Source organism: Paenibacillus farraposensis, assembly GCF_020736845.1.
Classification (GTDB): domain Bacteria; phylum Bacillota; class Bacilli; order Paenibacillales; family Paenibacillaceae; genus Paenibacillus; species Paenibacillus farraposensis.
In genome coordinates this window covers 226,130-246,407 of the sequence record NZ_JAFFQR010000029.1, presented here as the reverse complement: position 1 = coordinate 246,407, position 20,278 = coordinate 226,130, and the positions used below count along the sequence as shown (strand labels likewise).

Sequence of the window (20,278 nt, the reverse complement as noted above, 5' to 3'; positions counted from 1 at the left end):
CAGGCGAAAAATGCGGGGCATAGCTTGAGCAGTCTTACCGGCAAAAACGATCAAATGCACTGGTCAAATCAGCTGCGATTTGATCTGCCGAGCGATCCTCTACCTGGTGACGCTCGATGAAGTGTACCAGCTCGCCGTCTTTCAACAGCGCGATGGAAGGAGAAGATGGCGGATACGGTGCGAAATATTCGCGAGCCTTCGCCGTTGCTTCCTTTTCCTGTCCGGCAAAGACCGTATACAGGTGGTCCGGTGTAATATCATGCTTGAGCGCTTCGCCCACACCCGGACGGCATTGACCAGCGGCACAGCCGCATACCGAGTTTACAACAACCAGCGTTGTTCCTTTGGCAGTAGGCAGCTTGGCTTCCACTTCTTCTGCAGTGCGCAGCTCCTGAAATCCAAGGTTGGTCAGCTCATCGCGCATTGGTTGAACTGAATCTCTCATATATTGGTCAAAAGACATAGACATATTTTCCCGCTCCTTTTACAAAATCATGTATACTACGTGGTTCAGTTGATCCTCCTGTCTTAAAGACACGGAAACTTAATCTCCATTATACAATCTTTTTCACGTAATTTGCAAAAAAATAAGGACCTATATATTTGTATAATTAATTCTGTATGGAATTCACGACAGAAGGCTCCCTGTAGGTTGGGATGGTTTTACGCAATCGGACTCTAAACTGCGTGCCTGCTCCCTCCACGGAATCTACGGTGATTGTACCGTGATGCCGCTCCACGATGCTTTGGCATATGGCCAGTCCCAGGCCCGTGCCTTTCGTTTTGGTGGTATAAAAAGGCTGGAACAGCTTTTCAAGCTGTTTTTGCGGAATTCCCGATCCTGTATCCTTTACTTCCAGCTCCACAAAATCCTCTTCCTCATGAGTGGAAATGGTTAGTACACCCTTTTCCTCCATAGCCTCCATCCCATTACGCGACAAGTTAAGCAGCAATTGCTTCATTTCCTTTGGGTTCAGATGCAGCGTCGTCACATGATCCTCCAGCTTTAGCTCAATCGTCTGTCCCCTCAGATTCGCATCTGCCCACAATAAAGGCGAGAGCTCACGAATAATATCATGAAGATGGCATTGCTCCTTCTCTACAATCCGATTTTGGGCAAGTGAAAGAAAATCGTTAATAATTCCGTTGGCCCGATCCAGTTCCTCCATCACAATACGGTAGTAATGGCCAAGAGAATCCGGGCTTTTCTCACGCATAAGCTGTAAAAATCCACGTACCACCGCCATGGGATTGCGTATTTCATGAGTGATGCCTGCTGCCATCTGGCCGACCAGACTAAGCCTCTCGAAATTCCCCAGTTCACTGCGGAGTGTCTCCAGCTCTGTAATATCCTGCAAAGTTATAATAGCACCTGTCGGTTTTTCTACATCTTTGTCATGCATGGGAAGAAAGTTGCAAAAGAACACTTTAGGCGGTACATTAATAAAATCAGCACTCGCCTCCCCTTCCAGTGCTTTCGCGATTCGTTCGTTAACCGGCGGTGGAATGTTAAAGTCATGTAACGAGGTCAATGGACGACCCACTAACTCGGGCAGTGTAACGAGAGGATCGAAGTCCCGATAAAATTCCAGCATCGTTTTGTTCATATGTACAATTCGCTCTTCGCTGTCCAGAGTGACCAGGGATAAAGGCATCAAATCCATGACCTGACGCAGCTTATCTGCTTCAATTAAGTATTTGCTCGTAAATTTGCTCACATCGCGCCGCAACGCCAGTTTCTCGAAAGCGTCATGCATCAGGTTCACAACCAAAAAGCTTGCCAGTATACCTGTGGTAATATTCCATAGCGTAGTAAGCACATCGGGAACATATATCCATACATCCTGTTTGCCCCACAATAGCGGAAATAACGCCTTAAGCAGCATATCACCTACTACGTAAGCGGAGATCAGAAGCTTTTTGTCCAACAGTGTTCCCCTTTGGAAAAACCTGACATGAAGTAGCATAAAAGGAAAAAGAATAAAACCTGTGCCCACATACATCGGCGACATGCCTATCGCCTGGGCTATAATCAGGATCCCCATGAATGCAGAAGCGGCGAGCGCAATGGCGGTACGACGTCTACCGTACATGATGCCGACTGTGAGGGGTATAATTCCGAGATTGGAAGGTAGACCATATGGAGACTGATATTGAAAGAGAGAGCATAGCATGATGGCTGGCAAGCAACACAAGTAAAGTATTCCTTGATTAGGACCGGGAAGCAGATGACCACCCCAAACCTTTTTCTTATCCCCAGAATCCGTTAATATAGAGAAAAAACCCGCCGATATAACGGCAAGGAGAACCTGGAGCACACTTTCCTTCAACGCAATTAACAAGGACTTTTCCTCCTCCTCATCTTTCCTTGACGCCGTTAGTTGAATTAAAGCACAGGCTACAATATATTACAATATATGTGTTAAAATTCCGGTGTAGAACGACAAAATCCGCAAAACGACAATTAAATAGAACGAAAGCGTTTTTACGTATGCTCAGACCCGAAAAATGGGAACTTCACATGCAATATGACGCTAAAGCTTATTTAAAGAGACGCTATTACGATATAATGAAAGAACTGTTACACCATTCTAAATTTTTTTGAAAATTGGCAACGAAAAGGAAGAGATTTCATGATTTACGACGTGATTGTGATCGGAGGCGGCTCAGCCGGGTTGATGGCCGCTGCGGCAGCCAGCGGTAAGGGCGCCAGGGTGCTTTTACTGGAAAAGGGGAATAAACTCGGGCGCAAGCTCGGTATTTCCGGCGGAGGACGCTGCAATGTCACTAATGCCAAGGAGCTGGACGAGCTTATCCGGCATATCCCGGGGAATGGCCGTTTTCTGCACAGTGCACTGGCGGCATTCAGCAATCGGGACATCATCGCCTTTTTTGAGGGGATGGGTATAGCCTTGAAAGAAGAAGACAACGGGCGCATGTTCCCAGTGACGGACAAAGCCAAGACAGTTGTTGATGCTTTGGTCAACAAAGTACGTTCTCAAGGAGTCGACATTCGTACAAGCTGCCCCGTACAAGAAGTTATTTATAAAGAAGGTCATACGGCTGGTGTGAGGCTGCGTTCCGGGGAAATCCTGCGCAGCCGTAACGTCATTGTAGCCGTCGGCGGCAAATCTGTCCCACATACAGGCTCGGAAGGCGACGGTTATGCTTGGGCCGAACAAGCCGGGCACACGATTACAGAGCTGTATCCAACGGAGGTACCGTTGACGTCAGGCGAGCCGTTTATCCAGACGAAGGAACTTCAGGGACTATCCTTGCGCGATATCAGCCTGACTGTATGGAATGCCAAGCACAAGAAAGTGATCGTTCACGAAGGAGATATGATTTTCACACATTTCGGCCTGTCCGGGCCAACTGCACTGCGGTGCAGTCAGTTTGTCGTCAAAGGGATGAAAAAGGACAAGACCAGCACGGTGCTGCTGACTCTCGATTTGCAGCCTCACAAGCATGCTGATGAAGTCTACCGCGAAACACTGGCGCTGGCAGCAGCTGATGCCAAAAAGGCGATCAAGAACGTACTTAAGCCATATATACCGGAACGCTTAATTCCTTTATTGCTCCAGCAAGCTGGGCTGCGCGAGGATACAACTTATGATCATATTCCCAAGCAGCAGTGGCAGGAGCTTGCCCATCACATCAAGGCGTTTCCAATCCGCGTGAATGGTACGCTCTCTTTGAAGGAAGCGTTTGTTACCGGGGGCGGTGTGAATTTAAAGGAGATTAACCCCAAAACAATGGAGTCCAGGCTGATGTCGGGATTGTTTTTCTGTGGTGAGATTTTGGATATTCATGGCTACACTGGCGGCTATAATATTACAGCGGCGTTTACGACAGGGCATACAGCAGGAACACAAGCGGCCATAAACAATTAAGACGCTGCGCGTAGGCTTTGATCTTACGATCGCTGTCCCTTCTCCAGATTCAAATCCTCCGCTTCGCTGCAAACCGCCATTAATCGGCATTGCCTGTAGCGGACTTTCACCGCCAAGTTATCGCCCATGCCGGGCGCACAATTAGAAAGACTTAAATCAGTCATATTGCTGATTTAAGTCTTTTTTGGGAGTAATGGTGTATTTTTGAACAAGATCCATCTTATTTTGATGTTTGCCGCTATTCCTATACCTCAATAATAATAGGCAAAATCATCGGTCTTCTCTTGGTCTGACTGTAAATAAAGCGGCCCACATCATCTTTTAGCATCTGCTTAATCAGACTCCACTGGCTCATTTCGGTTTCTGTCAGCTCACTCACTGTGGACATGATCGTTTCGTGGATTTGCTTCATGAGGTCTTCGGAATCCCTGACATATACAAATCCCCTTGAAATGATCTCGGGCGTTGCAAGCATTTGTTTCTCGTTTTTGCTTAACGTCATGACAATAATCAGCATTCCGTCTGAAGAAAGCTTTTTCCGGTCTCGCAGCACAATGTTACCTACGTCACCTGTCACCAGCCCATCGACCAGACTATTGCCGGATGGCACTTTAGGGCCCAGGGATGCTCTTCCTTCTTCAATTTGAATGGTATCACCATTATGGACGATAAATACATTCTCCATCGGAATCCCCACAGAATCCGCCAATTGGCGATGCCGATATAACATTCTGAATTCGCCATGTATAGGGATCAAATACTGTGGCTTCATCAGTGTCATCATTAATTTTAGCTCTTCCTGGCTGCCATGACCGGATACGTGCATTCCTGTGGCGTTGCCCGATCCATAAATAACCTCGGCGCCCAGTACATACAAGTTGTCAATGACCTGGGAAAGGTTGCGCTCATTCCCGGGGATGGCCCCCGCAGCAATAATTACAGTATCACCGGGCAAAATTTCGATTTTGGGATGCAAGGAATTGGCCAAACGGGACAGTGCGGCCATAGGCTCGCCCTGACTTCCTGTACATAAAACTGCAATTTTTTCTACAGGAAACCGCTCTGTTTCTCCCGGCTCGATTAATAAGTCCTCCGGCATCTTCAAAAAGCCCAGTTCCTTGGCCACCGTCACCACATTTATCATGCTGCGTCCGAGCAAAACCAGCTTACGTCCGGTTTCCACAGCCGCGTCAATGACTTGCTGGACACGGTTGACATTAGAAGCGAACGTGGAGATAAATACCTGCTGCTTGGCTCTGGCGAATGCATCCAGAATATGCGAGCCGACCAGACGTTCTGATGGCGTAAACCCCGGTCTTTCCGCATTCGTGCTTTCGGAGAGAAGTACTTTAACCCCCTGCTTTCCAATATCAGCCATCCGGTGAAGATCCGGAAAAGGCCCGCTTACGGGAGACATATCGAATTTGAAGTCGCCAGTATGGACCACATTTCCTTCCGGTGTCTGAAAAACAACGCCCAGGCAGTCCGGGATGCTGTGGACAGTAGTGAAAAAGGAAGCCTGGATCGTGCCTATATCGATGGTTGATTTCGCATCAATAAGATGAAGCTCAGCATCACGTAAAAGACCGTGCTCTTTTAACTTAATCTTTAACAATTCGATGGTGAGCTTTGTCCCAAATACGGGAATGTTAATCTGCTTCAGTAAATAAGGAATGCCCCCAATGTGATCCTCATGGCCATGAGTTACAATGATCGCTCTAACTTTATCCTGGTTTTCCAGCAAATAGGTGACATCCGGCACAATGAGATCAATACCAGGCAAATTTTCATCAGGAAACTTGGAGCCACAATCGATTACGACAATATCCTGATCGTATTGGATGAAATACATGTTTTTCCCGATTTCATTCACACCGCCTAGAGCAGCAATGAGTAATCTGTTATCAGCAAGCATCAGGTTTATTTCCTCCTTAGGAAAATGCTATCCATATTATTCATTTTCCACGTAAACTTATGCATCATACAATCCTCCCGGACACAAAAAGAAACTCCTGGAATATACGACAAAAAATTATGGTCTTACACACGGATTTGTCCGAATAAACTAGAATGGACAAATACATAACATCCATAATACTCAAGGAGGAAAACAAGATTAATACAATTATTAGTTATGTTTTTCTTGGTTTGTCACTTTCCGCTCCCATTGGACCGATTAATGCTGCACAGTTGGATCGAGGAATCAGGAATGGATTTTGGCACGCCTGGTTTATCGGGCTTGGCGCAATAACCGCAGATATCATCTATATGCTGCTAGTTTATTTTGGAATGATTCACCTGCTGAATTCCCCATTTGTCAAAGCTTTTTTATGGATGTTTGGTTTTTTCGTACTTGTGTATACAGGTCTTGAAAGCATTAAAAATGCAGGTGTAATTTCAGAATCCAATTTAAGAGGAAATGGTAGTACACTAACCAACTCATTTCTTTCTGGCTTTCTTATGTCACTATTTAATCCTCTCTCCATTCTTTTCTGGCTTGGCATTTACGGATCAATACTGGCAAACGTCGCTAATTCATATCCAGTACAACAGTTATTGATCTTTAGCGGAGCCATCGTGTTAGGCGTGCTGCTCTGGGATGTGACCATGGCTGCTGCTTCAAGTATTTTCCACAATTTTCTAAAAACCAAACTGCTTAAAACCATCTCTTGGCTGTCCGGTTTATCTCTTGTAGGCTTTGGCTTTTATTTTGGTGTGCAGGCATTTCGATTACTGTTTTTCCACTAATTCTTAGTTTTTTGACATGAGTATTAGTTAGGCCTTCATATGCTTTTGACGAACCCATTGCACAATGAAGTCACTTATCGCAACTAATAAGACAAGCAGGAAGCTGATATAAACACCGGGACGGCTAAGCTTATGAAAAAAAGATCCGACCACAGCCATGGCTATTAACCATAATCCAATCCAACGTTTAATGTTGCTTGATCTGCTCGGCTCCAGTAGCTTGCCTGAAGACAACAAAATAAAGCACCAGTTATATAGCAGCATTAAACCCGCAGCAGTTGTAATATATTCATATACTTTCCCCGGTAACAGCAACGACATGACAATTGCTGCAATTAATCCAACAGAGATTAAACTAAGTGCAAAAAGAGGGTATTTGCCCTTCCACTTCCGTGAAAATAATGTGGGGGCATCTCCTTCCTGTGCAAGAGTAATCATCATAGATGTTTCTGCGTATAGGGATGCTGTCATCGTTGAGAACCCTGCAATAATAAGCACTCCGTTAAACAAATGGGGGACAAAAGCCAAATGATCACTACTGAGCGCAAGCACAAAAGGGCTTTCTTGTGGATTAAAGACACGGATTGGTACCATAGATACAGCCAGGCCAATAGAAAGCATATATACTACAACCAGCGTAATAAGCATCACCTTTCCAGCTTTAGGTGCTTCCTTAGGCTGTTGAAGCCGATTTGACATAATTCCGAGCACTTCAATACCTCCATATGCATAGAAGGCAAAAATAAAAGAAGACCACAATCCTATCCCGCCGGTTGGAAAAAAATCTTTGTAATGGATTGGGAGCTTCGGATTATATTTTCCTCTTCCAATCCAGCCTGCCAAAAGCGCAACAGCCAGAACCAGGAACATAACAATAGCTGCCATCTTAATGATAGCCAGTACATTTTCAATACGGTCAAAACCCTTATTACCCAAAAAAACAATCACAAGCCCTAGAATGCCGAAGCCTGCCGCAAAGATCCACATCGGTACCTCGGGAAACCAAAAACGTGAGAATATAGACAGCGCAGTTAGCTGGCTGCCGTTAATAAGCAATTCAGAGAACCAATATACCCAGCCACTGCCAAAGCCTGCCCAATTCCCAAATGCTTTTTGTGCATAGGAACGGAAAGAACCCTGTTCTGGATGATCTGCCGTCATACGTGAAAGGGCATCGAACACCACATATGTTCCAACAGCTGCAAAAAAGTATGCAATTAGAACAGCTGGACCGCCAATGGAAATGGCTAGGCCGGACCCCAGGAAGTATCCTGTTCCGATAGTACCTGCAATCCCTAACAAACTAAGCTGCCACCATTTTAATTTTTGATCTTTTTGCCTGCCTGTTGAAGACTTACCCATAAGAAAATCACCCTGTTCCTGAATTAGAGACTTAGTTTTCCGTTTTATGATTGCCTTTTTCACCATATAGCATGTGGATGTCATTATGATTCAAGTGATTAGCATGCCCCAATAAAAAAGCACCAGCAAACTCGCTTAAAGGTTTGCTGATGCTCTTTTCTACATAAAACGTCAGGGACTCATTTGAGACCACGTAGTTATTTTTGTTGCGTTAAACTCAAATGTTCAAACTTTGGGTAAAGAAAGTGCCTTGTCTGCATTTTGAATATCCATTTGAATTTGCTGATCTGGATCATAAGCGTTATAGTAGCCATTGTTCTTCATATAATTAAAAATTTGTTCATGAAGATTAACAGCTTTACTCAATTGGTCACAAAGAACATTTCGAACTTCCGAGCTGGTGGCCTCTGTTAACGCAGCAGCGTAGTTTTTGATTCCACTTTTAGCTCCAATTAACAAATCAGAAGCAATCACCTGATCGGTCATAGGGCTCGTTTCAGTCATATTCTCAATAAAAGAATTCACGTTAATCCTCCTTTAAAATTACATAAGCAGATTTTTAAGCTGTTGAATATCTTGTGTACCACCGCTAATATCTTGCTGTAAAATATTTTTTAATTTTGAATCCGAGACTAAAGGAAGCATAGCTTGACTTTTTGTAACACAAGTCGTTTTAAACGTAAGCAGCTCATGCAATTCTAATTTTTCGTGAACTCCTAATTTTTGCAAGGTCAAGACCTCCTTTCTGAAATTTGTTATTTCCTATAGCTCCTACCATTATGCATGCTCTAAATAACCTAAGTTTTCATGAATGTTCTTTTTGGCTTTTTTCTCATATGAAGAAAAGCCCCTTCAAAACCAATAGTCAGTTGTGTGAACCCATACTGTACTTCAATGTATTGTGTATTCAGATATGGATGCTGCCTGAAAAACCATCCACATCGTCCTCCGGTTGTTGATCCGAGCTGACATTATGCTCCTGTGTTGTGTTGGTGTACGTTTGCGAGGAGCCGTTTTTATACGCTTCGCTCCAATCCTCATTGATAATGTGCGCAGGGATAATCCAATCCTCCGGGCTATAGCCTGGATTTCGTACACTGGTATTTCCTTGTTCACCGGGAGTCGTATCCGGGCGAAAAGAGAGAATCCCGGACTCAATCATGCTTCCTTCATAGACTTGGCAAATTTCCAGTGCAGACAGCACATCCTGGTTCTCAATATGAATACTGAGACCCGTATCACCGTTCGTGCTGGCAGAGTATCCGATTTCCTTTAGTGTTTCACAGGCCTCTGCAGCCTGCTGTGGATCACGAAATTGAAAACGAAAAGAACCCGTATCCATGTGCCTCATCTCCTCTGAAATGCTTAATTTATTATTCGGGGGTTATCACTAGGTTATTTTCTAATATAACCAATCGGAGCGATATTTTTACATCCAATTCCTTTATTTTTCAATAATTCACTTTAAAACTTTGAAATTAAATAATTAAAAAAACAGCTACTGTGACAAATCGCATGTTTTCCTTTCGTAAATCCCTTTATGCTAGTAGTTAGGGTATGGTTGCCCGGCCATCCGAACCGAGCGGGCAAAGGATGCCCAAATCCATACATAAAGGCGGAATGAAGATGATCGATTACCGAACATTGGTGACACAGCAATCCATGCATTTATACAGCGTGTTTGCTAAATCATTCAAAAGTGTAAACGAACATGCGGTTGCTGGCATCAAAACGGTGGGCTTCAACCCAACGGCCTTCGCCGTAATGGAAGTTTTATACCACAAGGGAGCGCAACCGATTCAACAGATTGGAGCGAAACTCCTGCTGCAAAGCGGAAATGTCACTTATGTTATCGACAAGCTGGAGAGTCGCGGTTATTTGCACCGTCACCCGTGCGACCAGGATCGTCGGATTATATATGCAGAATTGACGGACGAGGGACAACGCCTCATGGACGAAATTTATCCTGACTACACACGTCAGATTGAACGCGCCTTTAGCGGAATTAACGAAAGCGAAAGAGATCAGCTCATCGGTTTGCTAAAAAAATTGGGGCGCAGCGCTGATAACCTGTCACCTTATCACAAGTAAACTTGCCAAATCGATTCATTCGTTGATTATGGCCGACTATGATTGTGGCATTTTTCACAAAGGTCCCGCCCCACGTGCAAAGTGGGGCGGGCTTTTTATCTATGGCGCTGAACCTTTAGCTGTGGACATACCTATCGCTCAATTGTCACCTAAATTTACGGATGACAATATTTTCAAAATTAGCTGTACCGCCATTGGTATACAGGGTAATTCCCTGATCATCCATGCGCGGAAAGATTAAATTGGAGTGCACCACCGCTCCGGCATCTACAAAAACTTCGATGCTGGTTTTATCGACCAGCACTGTCAGATGAACGTTTTTGCGGTTCACATCAAAAGGCGCTTTACTCTCTACGTAAGTTCCACTCTGATCCGGCTGCCCTGTATATGCTCTGTTGACGTAAGAATAATGACCTTCCAAAGAAACTCCGGCATCTACATGACGTTTGCCGTCCTCGGATTCTCGCAATCGCAAGCCAACATTTTTGAGTGCCGACCACGATATAACCGTCTCCAACTGATAAGCATCGGCCTTTATCGGCAGCGTGTACGTACCATTGACCTCGATCTGGTCCAATGACTCCCTTGAAGTGGATGATTGCTTCAAAGCCTCGATCGGTTGTGAAACCAGACGGTACCCAGACCCATCTTCATGCTTCAAGCGGATCTCACGAACAACGGAGTCCATCCCGTTAAAGCCTTCCTTTAAAGTAGGCGTGTTGTTGGCATAATCCCAATTGTTCATCCAGGCCAGCGCATAACGATAACTGTATTGATTGCTGCCTTTTCCATCCTCGAACGTCACCGCCCCATACCAGTCAAAGCCGTAATCCAGCCACTCCGGCTTAGGGTCGTCCGGTGAAAAATGGTTCCCGTCAAAATCTCCGGTCCAGTATGCATACGTGTTAGGTTTACCTGTTGATTTCCCATTTGCGCTTGCGCCGAGAATCCACTTATAGGCTCCATCTTCCGCTCGCATTCGGTAGAGGTCGGGACATTCCACAATTCCGATATTTTCGGTACTAAAGCCACTCATATAACGCCATTCCTTTAAATTGTCAGATTCGTAAAAGCCAATCTTTGTTCCCTCCGTCATGACCATGATCCATTTTTTGCGGCGCAAGTCCCATATGATTTTCGGGTCTCTGAAATCACGGATACCCGGATTCGGCATCACAGGGGCATTACTATAAGAGGTAAATGTCATACCTTTGTCGACGCTGTACCACAGAAATTGCTCTTGCTTCCCTTCATGGGCGGAAGGCTGCGTCACAACAGCTACCAGAGCCCCTTTTCCAAAGCCAGCGCTGTTGTTATCATCAATCACAACCGATCCAGACCATGGGTCGCCATTCGGATTGGTATATTTGGGAATCGACACGCCTTCATCCTTCCAATGAACCAAATCGGTTGAGGTGGCATGCCGCCATTCTGTACCATTTTTTTCAGGATAGTCCCGATTGTATAAATAGTAATAATGATATTTCCCATCCATATAAATGGGCCGCTGCGGATCATTTTTCCACTTGTCAGGAACTGTGAAATGATACACCGCCCGATAGGTCGGTGTTATATGCTTACTTTGAGTCTCTTGAGTTTTTGACGTTATAGGAGGTATTGGAGTTTGGCTCGCAGCCCGCTGACACATACTCCAGCCCAAAGCTATGAATATCGTTAAACCTGCGATGACTACAACGGATCGTATCCAATTGCTCTTGGGAGCTATTTTTTCATGATGACGATCCTCCTTACCTTTCATTGCATCATATGTACCCGTCCGATGGACGACAGATCGGTAAGTTGCCAAGCTGCCGCCTTCGGACATACTGCATATATCTATTTACTTCTTTCCATACTCATTGAAGGTGTCTCTTTGTCATTCGTAGGGTCAATCGCAATTTGTCCTTGCTCCAGAATACGGTTCTTCACAACAGAGGTTTTCGAGCCTTTAATATTCAGTAGGAAGCTTGGCGCGAAAGTAGATTTGTGGTCCGGGAAAAGCCCCCGATTGGTCATGTAGCTGGTAACAACTACATTATTGCCTTTGCCTTGCGGAATAGCAAAATGGGCATACGTCCAGGTAATATCATCGCGATCCAGGTCCTGATGGAGAACGAGACCGGTTCCATTCAACGGTTTGTAAGTCCCTGTCAAGGAAGTGGAAACATAACCCAGCATATAAATATCATCATCACCGATCGCATCAACGGTCACTTTGGAACCTCTTGTGCTCGTAAATAAGTACCACAAGCCATTCATTTTGAACACATTCGCCCGTTCGATCTCATCGGTTACCAGATTGGACGCAATCAGTGGTGGCATTACTTTTTTCAAGGTATAGTCATTATTCAATTCAACAATGCCCAGTGCGCCGTTTGCCAATTCAGCTCCCTTTTTCTTGGGACTATGCAGCAGGTTTTGCAGTTCTTCCGTGAAGAATTTTTTATTGCCGCCATAATAAGCCGGGTTTTGCAGAGAATCTTCCCCCTGGTAGCCTGTCTCCGTTCCTGTGTTCGCTTCAAAAATGATATACTTGCGGCCTTGATCCTCAATATAGTGAGGGTCTCTAAGCGTATGGTTATCCATATCCACGCCGACGCTTTGCTCCACATTTTGATAGGTTTTCCCGTCTCCACCGTCAAAAATCGGTTTCAAATCCTCGACCCCATCCACTTTCAGTGTGTCATGATCAGGCTGGGAAAGATTAATTTGCGCCGTGCTCAAGGTTTGTTTGCCGTATAATTGGTTATTCGGATCATAAGGCTGTCTGCTGGTATAAAATAAACGTACTTTTCCATCGGAGGTTAAAGTAGCCGAACCGGACCATTCTTCTGCCTGATTTTTTAAAATCGGATCGTTGCCAAGCAATTTATCAGTGTCTTTAAATACTCTGCCAGCATTTTTCCAGCCGCTCAGCGAAGTATTGCCTGCTTTTTGATAGAACAGATATATAAATGTGTCCTCCGCTCTTTTCGGATCGCCTGCCAGTCCAAAAACGATATTATATCCTTTGTAGTTGGCTACGGTACCATCGGCATTTTGTAACGGCCAAGAATCCCAGACATCCAGGTCAATCAGCTTGCCTGAGCTGTCGTGGCCTTTTGCGGACATAATATTCTTGATGGTCGATGCGTCGAAGGAAGGAACCTCATATTTCTCTTTGCCTTGTTGTTTGAAAATATTCAACATGTCTTGACGTGTAATTTGGGTAAATGCACTATCTGTTTTAAGATCAGAATCAGCCTTTTTTTCAGCAAAAGCCTGAATGCCTCCTCCAAGTAGCAAAGTGGTTGCTACCGTTAGTGTAGTCGCTTTTCTGAAAAATTTGTTGATTTTCAAGTACTTCATCTCCCTTGTTCTCGTTGTTCATTCTCATGAAGAACCCAACTTTTTGTTGGTAGGGCCATTTTAAATGGTATGACAAACGATTGGTATAGACTGAAAATCCCCTTTATCTCAGACCAGGAACAAGATTCTTTCTAAAATTTATCCTCATATTTTCCTAGTAAATTTCTGAAAATTATTTTTGATTTCATTCATATTAAAAGCGTAAAAATTTGTTACTTGATTTTCTTGCACATCTAAAGCTGCCAGGTCAGTTACTTCATTTTCCTTCAAAATCATTCAAAATCGTTCATAAAAAACGCTATTTGCAAACGAATTCAAAAAAATAGTTCTTTAGTAGTCCACTATCCGATGAAGAAATACGTTGGCTTCGTCTATGATTAAGTCCAATTTACTATTTTATTTTTTATGTAATTATATATATATAAAACGTATGACATAAAAAAGAGACAGCCTGCCCCCTTATTTGGGTGTCCCAGACTGTCCCTTTTTTTGTATAAATATTTATATTCTTGTCTCAAAAGCTGTTATCCTGTTTTTTTCAAATAGGAACCGTTATTTTTAGGACGCATGTTCAAACTGACTGTTGTATAGATCGGCATAGAAGCCGCCTTTAGCCAGCAATTCCTCATGCTTGCCCGTTTCGATAATGTTGCCGTCCTTCATGACCAGAATCAGGTCGGCATTCTTGATCGTCGAGAGGCGGTGGGCAATCACAAAGGAGGTTTTCCCTACTGTAAGCCGGTCCATCGCCTGTTGAATCAGCAATTCCGTACGCGTGTCGACTGAGCTTGTGGCCTCGTCCAAAATGAGCATGGGTGCATCTTCTATCATGGCTCTTGCAATGGTAATCAATTGCTTCTGACCGGCAGAGAGATTGGCTTTGTCGTCCAACACCGTATTATAACCCTGCGGCAGTGTTTTAAGGAAGCTATGCAGCCCCACCGCTCTACATGCGGCCTCTACCTGTTCATCGGTAACGTGCTCTTTGGAAAAGACAATATTTTCACGGATCGTTCCTTCAAACAGCCAGGTATCCTGGAGCACCATACAGAATAATTCATGAATATTCTTACGTGTTAATTGGCTGCTCGGGGTTCCATCAATATAGATTTCCCCACCATTCAGCTCATAGAACCGCATGAGTAAATTCACGAGCGTCGTTTTACCGGCACCTGTCGGACCAACAATGGCAATTTTCTGGCCGGCTTCAGCTTTCATGGAGAAGTCTTGGATAATCATACGGTCTTCTTTATAACCGAAGCGGACATGTTTGAATTCGACATCCCCTTTGGCGTTGTCCAGCTTCATGGTCTTATCGCTCTCATCCGCCAATTCTTCTTCACCCAGAAATTCGAATACACGCTCACTGGCGGCAGCCGCCGATTGCAGATTGGTTGCGGCCTGTGCCAACTGTGACAAGGGCTGTGTAAACAGGCGAATGTACACCATAAAGGCCACAATTGTTCCGATCGTTATCGCATGTTGGTTCACCAGCACAGCGCCCACGACACAGACCGCGACATAACCGAAATTCCCGATGAACATCATAACCGGCATCATCAGGCCAGACATGAACTGGGATTTCCAAGCATTTGTATATAAGCGGCCGTTAATGCTATGGAACACTTCCTTGGCTGCTTTTTCTCCGTTATATACCTTGACTACGCCATGACCAGCATAGGTTTCTTCGATATGACCGTTGATCTGGCCAAGCTCCGCTTGCTGTGCTACAAAATATTTTTGTGAATGCTTCATAATTACGGTCATCAGTGAAAAACCGATCAGCGTAGCTACGATCCCGGTAACGGTCATGATCCAGTTCGTATACAGCATCATAACCAATGCGCCCACGAAGGTTGCCAGCGCGCTGACAAGCGTGCCAAGACTGTTGTTTAACGTTTGGCCGATGGTATCGACATCGTTGGTCACACGGCTAAGCACATTTCCATAGCTTGTAGCATCAAAATATTTCAAAGGCATATCATTGATTTTTCGGGACAGCTCTGTCCGCATCTTCTTTGTAAGATGCTGTGATACGGTTACCGTAATGAACCCTTGGAAATAATTAAAGATAAGGCCGAGGCCATACAAAAACGCCAATACAAGAACAATCTTCTGGACAGCATTTACATCAATCCCTGTTACGATTCCTTGCTGGATCAGGTTGGCAATATCGCTGAGCTTACCCGGACCAATCACGTTGAAGGCGGAACCGGCCAGCGCCAGCACCATAGAGAGTATAATCATGGGCACATAGGCCTTGCCGTAGGATAAGAGCTGGCTGATGGTCTTTTTAAAATCATTCGCTTTTTCACCAGCACCCATGCCTCCCGCAGGACCTCCATTCATGAGACCTGGCTGTTTCATTTTCATCTGCTTGCTGCTGGCGGTGTGTTCATTCTTATCCATGTACGAGTTCCTCCTTCGAAAGCTGCGAATAAGCGATCTCCTGATAGGTGCTGCAGTTCGCCATCAGTTCTTCATGTGTGCCGTTCCCTACAACCTCACCCTGTTCCAGTACGATAATCCGGTCGGCGTCCTTAATGGTGCCTATCCGCTGAGCAACAATGAGTGTCGTCGCATGGCCGGTTTCTTTTTTAAGAGCGGAGCGCAGAATCCGGTCTGTTCTGTAGTCGAGTGCCGAGAAGGAATCATCGAAGATATAAATCTCCGGTTGTCGGTAAATGGCACGAGCAATGGACAGACGCTGCTTTTGACCACCGGACACGTTCGCTCCACCTTGTGATATCCGTCCCTGATACTGACCATCCATTTTTTCAACAAATTCCGTGCCTTGGGCAATCCCTACGGCTGCTTTGACGAGTTTCTCCGAAGCTCCTGCTCTTCCGTCATCGCCATACGAAACGTTGGATGCCACTGTACCGCTGAAAAGTACGGCTCTCTGTGGGACATACCCGATTTTGTTATGGAGTGTCTGCTGCTTATAGTTTCTGACATTCACCCCATCCACGAGCACTTCTCCCTCGGTCACATCGTAGAAACGTGAAATCAGATTGATTACGCTGGTTTTGCCGCTGCCTGTTGCGCCAATAAAGGCAACCGTCTCGCCCCGTTTTGCCGTAAAGCTAATGTTGCGAAGCACAGGCTCCTCCGCATCCGGATATTTGAAGCTGACATTACGGAATTCCACCTGACCCATAACGCCCTCTATTCCAGCCGTCTCATGCCCGTCAACAATGCGGGATTTGGTATTCAATACTTCCATGATCCGTTTGGCTGAAATCGAAGCTCGAGGCATCAGGAAGAAGATCATGCTTACCATCATAAAGGCCATAACCACCTGTATCGCATAAGAGGAAAATACGACCATATTAGAGAACAGCGTAATGCGGTCCGGCACGGCCGCTCCGTTAATCAGGTAAGTGCCAATCCAATAGATAGAGACACTCAGACCCGACATAATAAAGGTCATGCCCGGGCCAACCATTGCCATTAACCGGTTCGCAAACAGGTTGGTATTCATCAATTCGACATTGGCCTGCCCGAATTTCTCCTCCTGATACTGATCTGCATTATAAGCGCGTACCACCCGAAGCCCGGTCAGATGCTCACGTGTTACCTTGTTCAGATTATCGGTGAGACGTTGGATTCTCTGGAAACTGGGGAGAGCGAAAATAATAATGACACTCAGCATCAGGATCAGGACAGCCACAGCCACTCCTGTAGAGGCGGTCCACTGCCAGTTTTTATCCGCAATCTTTATAATGGCCCATACGGCCAGAATCGGTGCCTTGATGATCACCTGCAGCCCCAGCGCAACCACTGTTTGAATTTGGGTAACATCGTTCGTGGAGCGTGTGATGAGGCTGGCTGTTGAAAAGCTGTTCATCTCTTCCATCGAAAAAGATAAGGTCTTGTCAAAGACCATCGCACGCAGACGCATGGCCAGCCCTGCCGCAACTTTTGCCGCGAAATAGCCGACAATCATAGATGCAATCATACTGCCTACGGCACACAACAGCATGTAACTACCGGGAATCAGCAGTTCCGATATCCGCGTTCCTGCTGTTTGCAGCTTGGTTGTAATTTCGGCCATATAATCAGGCAGCTTCAAATCAAGCCACACCTGCACAACGATGAAAGCCAGACTGCAAAACACGAGCATCCATTCATTTTTCTTAAGATATTTGAAAATCTTTAGCATTTCTGTTGTTCTCCTTTTGCCTGAAAGTCTTAGGTGTTTGGGGCAATTTAGCCTTTAGAGACAATAAGCTTGATGAGTCGGATAAATTCTTTGGCATCCTGTTCGTCCAGCCTTCGAAGAATTTTCTCGCTCCATGCAACTCCTTCGTTGTACCTGTCAATCATAAATTGCTTGCCTGAATCCGTAATGAATACGATCACCTTGCGTTTGTCGTTGACATCCGTACGTCGTACAACCAATCCTTTCTTCTCCAAACTTTTCAGCGCCGTTGCTACCCGTCCCGTACTGACAGACAAGTATTCGCTCAAATAGCCCGAAGTAACCCCGTCCTGATGACTCAAAGCGATGAGAATCCCCATTTCACCACGGGAGAAGTGCACTCGTTCCTCTAATACCGGTTTGCGCGATTTGGCGATACACTCGAATAGTTCTGTTGCTGATGCTTTATAGTCCATTGGCCACAACACCTTCTGGTTTTTATCTTATACTGTAAGATAATAATGATGTTCGGGTATAAAGTCAATTCGGGAAAATATGGAAAACCAAAAAAGGCGGTACATATGCGGCAAAAAATATTGTTGGGGAAGAAAAAACTCATGAAAATTATCGGATATGATGATGTGGATCTTGCATCTCTTGTATTTCCAAGGTTGACAACTGACGAAAAAAAGATTCCATTAATAAATTCTTTCCAGTTTTAGTTGAAAGAAGTACTCCAAACGTTATTAATTTCTCCAGACATCTGCTTTACAACAACCATTCCTATCCTTTTTTATTTGACGGATTGTAATATGAAGTGCGACACCTGCTGGAAATAAATAAAAAATGGCCCATGGCCGGATTCGTGTAGAATGAAGGTTCCTACCCCACACATTCACACAAGGGAAATCCACCATGAGCTATACTCATCTTAGTATAATCGAACGCAGCAAGCTGGAAGGCCGCTCACGAATCCTTTTCAGAAGAACTGTCGCACTTGGCTTGACAATCTGTCATAGAGTTTTTTACTCAATTTTCACTATTATGGGTAGCCCATAATATAGCCTTTTCAATATAATTATTCCAGAAATCAAACGTATGGCCCCCTTCTGTTTCTCTATAAGTGACATTCACTTTTTTTGAAACCAAAAAATCATGAAATTTCTGGTTTACATCTAACAAGAAGTCCTCAGTTCCACATGCCATATATATTTCGGGTATTTCCACTTTAGTCTCTATCAATTTAAGGACGAGTGCCTCCGGATCTCGATCACTGCCCATAAGCAGATTTAAGTCACCAAAAACTCTTCTATAATATTTATAATCTGCCACTTCATCTTTATGGTCGGTAGATATTCCCGCTATTCTGTAAGTTATGATTGCGGAGGACAAGGCAATTATACGACTGAAATTACCAGCGTACTTTAATCCGTTGCGAATAGCTCCATATCCGCCCATTGATAATCCACCAATAAAGGTATCCTCTCTCTTAGTGGATAGAGGAAACATTTTTCGCGTAAACGTCACCAATTCATTTCCAATATATTCACCAAATAATTCACCTTTATCGTTGTCATCCAAATAAAAATTGTTTTCACCTGACGGCATAAACACAGCTATATTATATTTATGAGATAGATCCCGAATTCTTGAAAGACTAAGCCAATCCATATAATTACCAGAATATCCATGTAAAAGATAAAGGGATTTAAATGGGCGCTCCTCAGTATTTCCATGCCCAAACATGTCAGTGCGGTCTAGCGGTAAGAGTGCATTAAATGTAACTTCCCTTTTTAAAGCCTTTGAGTAAAAATTAACTTGTGATATGGCCAATTGATTCACTCCTAATATCTAAATTTTTTAATGAAGCCGAGGTTTATAAATAAAGGAACGGTTCTTTCGCATCAATAAAAGTGACAGGAATGTTCTTGACCAAAGGCTTCAACCACTCTGCCATATATTTCATGCCGGATTCCTCACTACGCTCATGGCCAATCACAATCATTCCCTTATCCATTCCGAGCATTGTTGCATCATTGACATAAGCACACAATGTCCATTCTGTAATTTCGCCACAAACCATAACATCCAAGTTATGATTTCTCATTAACTCCATTGGCATTTGTTCTCTGCCTAAACCTAAGCTTCCTCCACCCACTAGTACCCCGACCTTTGAACATTTCATTTCGGGGTTGCCGACAATTTGAATAACATCCATTGATAGTTTCTGTTTAAAAAATCTGGAGAGTTCAGCCAAAGTAACTTCATTAATTTTGTATATGAAAGGTTGGTTCTCCTCCTGCAAATTATGTTCCCAGCCAATTTCTTTCAGAAGGCCATCATAAATTCTATCCGTTTTCGCCATATGCATATAATCATGGTACCGCCAAATTGCAATATTGTTTTCTTCGATTAACTTTTTCTTTGCAAGATATAACGGGTCATCCTCGAGCCAATCCAGCTCGTCCCTTCCCGTATAAAAAGTGGGTTCATGTGTAATGATCATATTTACCCCGTCTTCAATAGCACGCTTAATAACGTCTATCGTTGCCATAAACGTTGTGCCAATTCCTTGGACCTCAGTATTAGGATTCCCGCATATTAACTGATCACCTGTTTTTTCAAGTCTCATATCGCCACATGAATCTGAGAGAATTGCATCAATAACTTCTTGTACATTCATTATTATTCC

18 protein-coding genes are annotated in these 20,278 nt (G+C 44.3%); 3 read left to right on the top strand and 15 right to left on the bottom strand.

Annotated features, from left to right (window positions below; all coding sequences use genetic code 11):
* Window positions 1–34: 34 nt before the first annotated feature.
* Window positions 35–469, bottom strand: coding sequence for a BrxA/BrxB family bacilliredoxin (locus JO375_RS06465; RefSeq protein ID WP_229523672.1), 435 nt, complete (start codon window positions 467–469; stop codon window positions 35–37).
* A 142-nt stretch (window positions 470–611) separates the two neighbouring features.
* Window positions 612–2,342 (bottom strand): two-component system sensor histidine kinase NtrB, encoded by a 1,731-nt coding sequence (locus tag JO375_RS06460; RefSeq protein ID WP_229523671.1) that lies wholly within the window; start codon window positions 2,340–2,342, stop codon window positions 612–614.
* Window positions 2,343–2,633: 291 nt separating this feature from the next.
* Between JO375_RS06460 and JO375_RS06455 the strand changes: the two genes are divergently transcribed.
* A complete protein-coding gene (locus tag JO375_RS06455) occupies window positions 2,634–3,893 on the top strand; it encodes a BaiN/RdsA family NAD(P)/FAD-dependent oxidoreductase (RefSeq protein ID WP_229523670.1) in 1,260 nt (419 codons plus the stop codon).
* Window positions 3,894–3,916: 23 nt separating this feature from the next.
* Here the strand turns inward: JO375_RS06455 and JO375_RS06450 are convergent, their stop codons facing one another.
* Window positions 3,917–4,057 (bottom strand): hypothetical protein, encoded by a 141-nt coding sequence (locus tag JO375_RS06450; protein ID WP_229523669.1) that lies wholly within the window; start codon window positions 4,055–4,057, stop codon window positions 3,917–3,919.
* An 80-nt stretch (window positions 4,058–4,137) separates the two neighbouring features.
* Complete coding sequence (locus tag JO375_RS06445) at window positions 4,138–5,808, bottom strand: ribonuclease J (RefSeq protein ID WP_229523668.1); 1,671 nt, start codon at window positions 5,806–5,808, stop codon at window positions 4,138–4,140.
* Window positions 5,809–5,963: 155 nt separating this feature from the next.
* Here JO375_RS06445 and JO375_RS06440 point away from each other — a divergent pair, with 155 nt between their 5' ends.
* The gene (locus JO375_RS06440; protein WP_377529119.1) at window positions 5,964–6,641 is read left to right on the top strand and encodes a LysE family transporter; all 678 of its coding nucleotides are present in this window, start codon (window positions 5,964–5,966) and stop codon (window positions 6,639–6,641) included.
* 27 nt (window positions 6,642–6,668) lie between these two features.
* Here JO375_RS06440 and JO375_RS06435 read toward each other — a convergent pair whose 3' ends face one another.
* The 4 genes from JO375_RS06435 to JO375_RS06420 all read right to left on the bottom strand — a co-directional run bounded on the left by JO375_RS06435 (window position 6,669) and on the right by JO375_RS06420 (window position 9,345).
* Window positions 6,669–8,003, bottom strand: a complete 1,335-nt coding sequence (locus JO375_RS06435) for an amino acid permease (protein WP_229523667.1) — start codon at window positions 8,001–8,003, stop codon at window positions 6,669–6,671.
* Window positions 8,004–8,228: 225 nt separating this feature from the next.
* Window positions 8,229–8,528 carry a spore coat protein gene (locus JO375_RS06430; RefSeq protein WP_229523666.1) on the bottom strand — a complete coding sequence of 100 codons (300 nt, stop codon included), beginning with the start codon at window positions 8,526–8,528 and terminating at the stop codon, window positions 8,229–8,231.
* 18 nt (window positions 8,529–8,546) lie between these two features.
* Complete coding sequence (locus JO375_RS06425; protein WP_229523665.1) at window positions 8,547–8,732, bottom strand: hypothetical protein; 186 nt, start codon at window positions 8,730–8,732, stop codon at window positions 8,547–8,549.
* Between the two features lie 178 nt (window positions 8,733–8,910).
* Window positions 8,911–9,345, bottom strand: coding sequence for a hypothetical protein (locus JO375_RS06420; RefSeq protein WP_229523664.1), 435 nt, complete (start codon window positions 9,343–9,345; stop codon window positions 8,911–8,913).
* Window positions 9,346–9,629: 284 nt separating this feature from the next.
* On the opposite strand from JO375_RS06420, the gene JO375_RS06415 reads away from it, so the two are divergent.
* Window positions 9,630–10,094 (top strand): MarR family winged helix-turn-helix transcriptional regulator, encoded by a 465-nt coding sequence (locus JO375_RS06415; RefSeq protein ID WP_229523663.1) that lies wholly within the window; start codon window positions 9,630–9,632, stop codon window positions 10,092–10,094.
* A 145-nt stretch (window positions 10,095–10,239) separates the two neighbouring features.
* Here the strand turns inward: JO375_RS06415 and JO375_RS06410 are convergent, their stop codons facing one another.
* The 7 genes from JO375_RS06410 to JO375_RS06380 all read right to left on the bottom strand — a co-directional run bounded on the left by JO375_RS06410 (window position 10,240) and on the right by JO375_RS06380 (window position 20,269).
* Window positions 10,240–11,853, bottom strand: a complete 1,614-nt coding sequence (locus JO375_RS06410; protein ID WP_322098703.1) for a glycoside hydrolase family 32 protein — start codon at window positions 11,851–11,853, stop codon at window positions 10,240–10,242.
* Between the two features lie 77 nt (window positions 11,854–11,930).
* Window positions 11,931–13,433: a glycoside hydrolase family 68 protein gene (locus tag JO375_RS06405; protein WP_229523662.1), complete on the bottom strand. Its 1,503-nt coding sequence runs from the start codon at window positions 13,431–13,433 to the stop codon at window positions 11,931–11,933.
* Between the two features lie 567 nt (window positions 13,434–14,000).
* The gene (locus tag JO375_RS06400) at window positions 14,001–15,851 is read right to left on the bottom strand and encodes an ABC transporter ATP-binding protein (RefSeq protein ID WP_229523661.1); all 1,851 of its coding nucleotides are present in this window, start codon (window positions 15,849–15,851) and stop codon (window positions 14,001–14,003) included.
* Window positions 15,844–17,607 (bottom strand): ABC transporter ATP-binding protein, encoded by a 1,764-nt coding sequence (locus tag JO375_RS06395; RefSeq protein ID WP_229523660.1) that lies wholly within the window; start codon window positions 17,605–17,607, stop codon window positions 15,844–15,846. The genes JO375_RS06400 and JO375_RS06395 overlap by 8 nt, the downstream gene beginning before the upstream one ends.
* A gap of 47 nt (window positions 17,608–17,654) precedes the next feature.
* Complete coding sequence (locus JO375_RS06390) at window positions 17,655–18,062, bottom strand: MarR family winged helix-turn-helix transcriptional regulator (protein ID WP_229523659.1); 408 nt, start codon at window positions 18,060–18,062, stop codon at window positions 17,655–17,657.
* Between the two features lie 553 nt (window positions 18,063–18,615).
* The gene (locus tag JO375_RS06385) at window positions 18,616–19,419 is read right to left on the bottom strand and encodes an alpha/beta hydrolase (protein ID WP_229523658.1); all 804 of its coding nucleotides are present in this window, start codon (window positions 19,417–19,419) and stop codon (window positions 18,616–18,618) included.
* A gap of 43 nt (window positions 19,420–19,462) precedes the next feature.
* A complete protein-coding gene (locus JO375_RS06380; RefSeq protein ID WP_229523657.1) occupies window positions 19,463–20,269 on the bottom strand; it encodes a Nif3-like dinuclear metal center hexameric protein in 807 nt (268 codons plus the stop codon).
* Window positions 20,270–20,278 lie beyond the last annotated feature (9 nt).